This is a genomic window from uncultured Campylobacter sp. (assembly GCF_938045225.1).
In the GTDB taxonomy this organism is placed as follows: Bacteria; Campylobacterota; Campylobacteria; order Campylobacterales; family Campylobacteraceae; genus Campylobacter_A.
This window is the reverse complement of the sequence record NZ_CALINL010000274.1, coordinates 1-4,748: the sequence shown is the minus strand read 5'-3', so window position 1 is coordinate 4,748 and position 4,748 is coordinate 1. Positions and strand designations below refer to the sequence as shown.

General features: G+C 44.2%; 8 protein-coding genes. 5 read left to right on the top strand and 3 right to left on the bottom strand.

Going from position 1 to position 4,748, the window contains the following annotated elements:
- The first annotated feature begins 146 nt into the window (after positions 1-146).
- Positions 147-545, top strand: coding sequence for a YbgC/FadM family acyl-CoA thioesterase (locus Q0200_RS09885; RefSeq protein ID WP_297940801.1), 399 nt, complete (start codon positions 147-149; stop codon positions 543-545).
- Here Q0200_RS09885 and Q0200_RS09880 read toward each other — a convergent pair.
- The 3 genes from Q0200_RS09880 to Q0200_RS09870 are packed head-to-tail and all read right to left on the bottom strand — an operon-like array spanning position 533 to position 2,874.
- The gene (locus Q0200_RS09880) at positions 533-1,732 is read right to left on the bottom strand and encodes a hypothetical protein (protein WP_297940799.1); all 1,200 of its coding nucleotides are present in this window, start codon (positions 1,730-1,732) and stop codon (positions 533-535) included. The two genes, Q0200_RS09885 and Q0200_RS09880, sit on opposite strands and share 13 nt — an antisense overlap.
- Positions 1,729-2,358 (bottom strand): uracil-DNA glycosylase, encoded by a 630-nt coding sequence (locus tag Q0200_RS09875; protein WP_297940798.1) that lies wholly within the window; start codon positions 2,356-2,358, stop codon positions 1,729-1,731. Before Q0200_RS09875 ends, Q0200_RS09880 begins: the two co-directional genes overlap by 4 nt.
- A gap of 39 nt (positions 2,359-2,397) precedes the next feature.
- Entirely contained in the window at positions 2,398-2,874 is a 477-nt protein-coding gene (locus Q0200_RS09870; protein WP_297940796.1) for a GNAT family N-acetyltransferase, read from the bottom strand.
- A gap of 136 nt (positions 2,875-3,010) precedes the next feature.
- Here Q0200_RS09870 and rpmH point away from each other — a divergent pair, with 136 nt between their 5' ends.
- From rpmH to yidC, 4 genes are all read left to right on the top strand, one after another.
- Positions 3,011-3,145: a 50S ribosomal protein L34 gene (rpmH, locus tag Q0200_RS09865; protein WP_002946826.1), complete on the top strand. Its 135-nt coding sequence runs from the start codon at positions 3,011-3,013 to the stop codon at positions 3,143-3,145.
- Between the two features lie 14 nt (positions 3,146-3,159).
- On the top strand, positions 3,160-3,477 hold the full coding sequence (rnpA, locus tag Q0200_RS09860; RefSeq protein ID WP_081585295.1) for a ribonuclease P protein component: 318 nt from the start codon (positions 3,160-3,162) through the stop codon (positions 3,475-3,477).
- Positions 3,456-3,821, top strand: coding sequence for a membrane protein insertion efficiency factor YidD (gene yidD / locus Q0200_RS09855; RefSeq protein ID WP_009496673.1), 366 nt, complete (start codon positions 3,456-3,458; stop codon positions 3,819-3,821). The genes rnpA and yidD overlap by 22 nt, the downstream gene beginning before the upstream one ends.
- A partial coding sequence (gene yidC, locus Q0200_RS09850; RefSeq protein ID WP_297940793.1) for a membrane protein insertase YidC occupies positions 3,821-4,748 on the top strand: 928 nt, incomplete at its 3' end. The genes yidD and yidC, both read left to right, overlap by 1 nt.

Here is a 4,748-nt window from a genome sequence, read left to right as displayed (position 1 = left end):
TAAAAGCAAAACATACGTAGATAAAGACATCAGACGAGAATTCTTTGAAAATTTCTTGAAAGCCGAACGCGAAAAAGGGACGGATATAATGGAGCTTTTAAGAAAACTAGGTAAAATGGGGCTTAATCTAAAAGCCTAAGGAAAACATGAAAATACGAATTTACTACGAAGATACCGACGCAGGCGGCATAGTCTATCACGCAAACTATATAAAATATTGCGAAAGGGCGCGCAGCGAGATGTTTTTCGGCTCAGATGTTAAACCTTTTAGCAAGGACGGGCATTTTGTCGTGAGCGAGATTCGGGCGAAATTTAAAAAACCGGCCGTCCTTGGCGATCTGCTCGAGGTAAAAACGAGCGTGACGAACCTAAAAAAAGCCTCCGCGCTCATAAATCATAAAATTTATAAAATCGCAAATTTAAGCGGTGAATGCGAACCCGAGCTCGTCTTTGAAGCGGATGTTGAGGTCGCGTTTGTTAGCAATCTAAGACCTGCTAAGATGAGCGAGGAGATAGTGGATTTTCTCTCCTCTTATTGCTCGTAAAAGCCGTATTCGCCGGCTTTTAAAACCTTCGTGTCATAGATGATCTGCGAGTCCTCGACGCTCTCGCTAAAAAGCCTCTGCGCGCCGCGGTTTAGGTAGGTCGCGTAGATGTAGTCGAGCCCGACGCTAGCGGAGTAGCCTACCCAGTTAAAGTTCAAATTTTGCCCCAAAATTTCGTTGTTTGAGTCCAGCGCGCCGTCGGTTTTAGAAATCGAGTTGGCTATGTAGAGCTTTTCTCTATCTTGCGGCTGCATAAGCTTAAAGATGCTCGGCGCGTAGTTGATCTGCGTGCTTAAAAGAGCGTTAAATTTGACGTCGTAAAGGCGCATCTGAGAGCTCACCATCGAGGCTTTCACGAGCGGAACGTTTAGGAAAACGGTCGCGCCGCTTAGCCTCGAGTTACCGGATAATATCGGCTTTAGGTCGGTGACGCCGTTTGCGATCTCGTTTTCGTAGGTTAGTCCGCCGCTAAACTCGTCGGCGTAGCGATTTAGCGCCGCTCCTAGCGCGCTACCGTCAGAAAACGCCGCGACTTGGCCGTTTGAGAAATTTAGCAGCTTTTCGACTTGCCCTTTGTAGTTTATACCGCCAAATATCAAATTTCCTTGCGGCGAATCGACGCTAGAGATGTGCAGAGTCGGCACAAAAGCCGTCATAGACGGATCTAAAGCCTCGTTTAGATATTTTGCGCCCACAGGCGTAAACGGCGCGATGATATAGGAGATATTTTCGCCTCTAGCGCGCGCTAGGGCGCCATCGATAGCGCTTGGGGCTTCGTTGCCGATGTTGTAAAATTTAACGTCAGTAGGGGCATTTTGCCTGACGATGTAGGCGATAACCGCGTTTGAGACGACGCCGGCGTAGCTTTTTATGCTATCTTGCGGGATGATGACGGCGATCTTAAACTCGGCGTTTGAGCTTGGCGTCAGGCTTTCGGTGCCTGCGTTTACGTACGAGCCGTTTAGCGCGTTAAAGGCTTGTAAAATTTCTTGATTCGAGCTGCCTTCGTAGTGAGCTAAAAAGCTGTGTAAAAGACCTTCTCTAACGAGTTCTAACAAACATGTGTCGTTACATTTGACGGGTTCTAAATTTATATAAATTTCGCTCGCGGGCGGGATATCGGAGGGCTTGTCGCTCCTGGCAAATAGTGCTGAACAGATCAATAAAACGGTTAAAATTTTTCTCATAGGTACTCTTTTATCTTTTTTAGATCGCTGAAAAACAGCTCTTTTTTGCTTGGATTTTTCGCTATGACGCTCGGCGAATAAGTCGCCAGCAAGGCTGAGTGTTTCAATTTCATTATGTTTCCCCTTATGGTTTCAAAGCTTTGCGCGCTTTGTTTTATCATTTTGTAAAAGACCTCTTCGCCTAGCGCTACGATGAGCTTTGGTGCTACTAAACGGGCTTCCGCGCTAAAATACGGCTCGCAAAGCTCGTAGGAGCTTGCCGGAGCTTTGGCGGCGGGCTTGCATTTTAGCAGGCTCGTAACGTAAATTTCGTCCTTTTTAAGCCCCGCTAGCTCGTTTAAATTTTGCAAAAACTTATCGTCGCCCGCCAAAAACTCTCCGCTCGCATCCTCGGCTGCGTTTGGCGCGTCAAATACGAAAACTACTTTGGCGCTTTTATCTCCAAGGCCCGTTAGTGCGTGGTTTGCGCTCTTGCAAAGCTCGCAGAGATTGCACTCTTTGATGCTTGCGTTTAGCTCGGCAAGGCTTCTCGGTAAGGCCTCGGAGGAAGGCGAAAAATCAGCAAATTTATATCCGAATGCCCTAAGATAGTAAAGTTCTCTTAAAATTTCGTTTGCGTAACTCATTATTCAATAATATCCAAATGGGCGTTAAAAACAGATAAATCAAAGCGCGAGTTTGCTTAAATTTTCGCCGTCCAAGCGGTATTTTAGCCACTGCTCGGACTGGTTTTTCGCGCCCATTTTTTCGTAAAATTTGATGCCCGGCTCGTTCCAGTGCAGGCACGCCCACTCGAGGCGTTGCAGATTTTCGTCCTTGCAAATTTGAGCTAGATGCGTAAAAAACTCCTTTCCTATGCCTTTGTTACGGTGCTCTTTTTGGACATATAGATCCTCTAAATAGATCCCGCCAAGCCCTAAAAACGTGGAAAAGGTATAAAAATATATCGCGTAGGCTATGATTTTGCCCTCTGTTTCGCAGACTAAAATCACGGCGTAGTTTTTCTCAAAAATAGACCCCGCGAAAATTTCGGGCGTAAATTTGACATCATCGCTCATTTTTTCGTATACGGCTAGCTCTTTAACTAGCTCGCAAACGGCTGCAATATCCGCTCTAACGGCTTTTCTAATAACGTAAGACAAATTTTTCTCCTAAATTTTAATGAGCGATTATATTTTTATTATCTTAAAACGAAGTTTAAAAATTTATTAAAAGGATTTTAAGCGATTTGTTGATAAAATCACCGACTTATATCAAAATCACCATAAGGAAAAATTTATGAAAAGAACATACCAACCTCATAAAACCCCTAGAAAACGCACTCACGGGTTTCGCGTCCGCATGAAAACTAAAAACGGCCGCAAAGTGCTAAACGCAAGACGCGCAAAAGGCAGAGCAAGATTGGCCGTTTAAGCAAATTTAGCTCTATAAGCAGCCAAAAGGAGTTTTCAAGCGTCTACAAAGAGGCCGTCAAATGGCACTGCGAGGAGGCGATAGTCTTTTTTAAGCCTTGCAATGAAAACAAATTAGCCGTCGTAGCCAGCAAAAAGGTGGGCAAAGCCGTCGTTCGCAACCGATGTAAAAGGCTTTTGCGAGCGGTTGTCGTCGAGATTTCAAATGAGCTTGCAGACGGCATTTACGTGATAGTCGTTAAAAACGGGCTAGATAAAAGCTCGTTTTTAAAGCTCAAAAAAAATATCTCTTGGGCTATGAAAAAACTCGGATGTATAAAATCAGGCATATGAAAATGATAAAACAAGCTATTTTATTTTTGATAAAAGCATATCAAGATTATATCTCCAAATTTACTCCGAAATCTTGCAGATACTATCCCTCGTGTTCGGAATTTGCCGTTTGGCAGTTCAAATTTAACGGCTTTTTCTCGGCGCTTTTTGCGGTTATTTTTAGAATTTTACGCTGTAATCAACTCTTTAAGGGCGGCATCGACTACCCTGTCATCAGTAAAAATTTCAACTCTTTTTTTATATCCAATCAAAATTTAAAATCACATATCGCATTTTGGTTCGTCCCGTATAAAAAAAATAAATTCTACGTTATTAAAAATTTAGACTTTCAAAAGGAAAAATAGTGTTAGACAATATGTCAGTTCAAAAACGCGTGTTATTAGCGACCGTTTTATCTTTTATCTTTTTTATCGCTTACGATTATTTTTTTATTCCTAAAAATTTGCCTTTAGATCAAAACCAAACCGTTGCAGCGCAGCAGGTAGGGCAAGCAAACGCCGCTCCAAGCGCAAATACCACATCGACTACTAGCGCTCCGCAGGCCGTAGCGACGCAAAGCCGCGAGATCGCTGTGATAAAGGGCGAGCACTTTGAGGCGCGCATCGACGAGTTAGGCAGGATTTCTAAATTTTATCTAAACGACGAAAAATATAAAAACGCCGATGGCGAGCGTATCGAGCTAGCAGGTGCTCAGCCGCTACCGCTTGAGGTTCGCTTTAGTGACAAGGCTTTAAACGAGCAGGCTTTTAAGGTAGCCTACGCGAGCGACGTTAGCGAGATAAATTTAACTAGCGAGCCAAAAAGCATAGTTTTAACGCAAAATTTGGAAGGCTCTAGCGTAACTAAGAAAATCACGTTTTATCCAAACGGAAGCTACGATCTAGACCTTAGCGTGAGCGCGGGCGAATACTACGTGACTCCGGGCTTTCGTCCAAGCGTCGCTATCGACAGCTATACCATCCACGGCGCGCTACTTAAGCATAACGACGGCAAGCTAACCATCATCGAGGACGGCGACGTAGACGCGACTGAGAGCTTTAACAACGTAAACATAGCCGCAGCTAGCGACAGATATTACACGGCCTTATTTTTCAAATTTGACGGACTTTTAAATCCGGTCGTTTCAAAAGACGGCGCGGGTAATGCAGTGATATTCGTAAAAGGCGAGCAAAATTTTAAAGCCAAAGGCTACATCGGCGCAAAAGACCACGCGACGTTAAGCCAAATCAACGAGGAGCTAGTTGACGTCATCGAGTACGGCTGGTTTACTT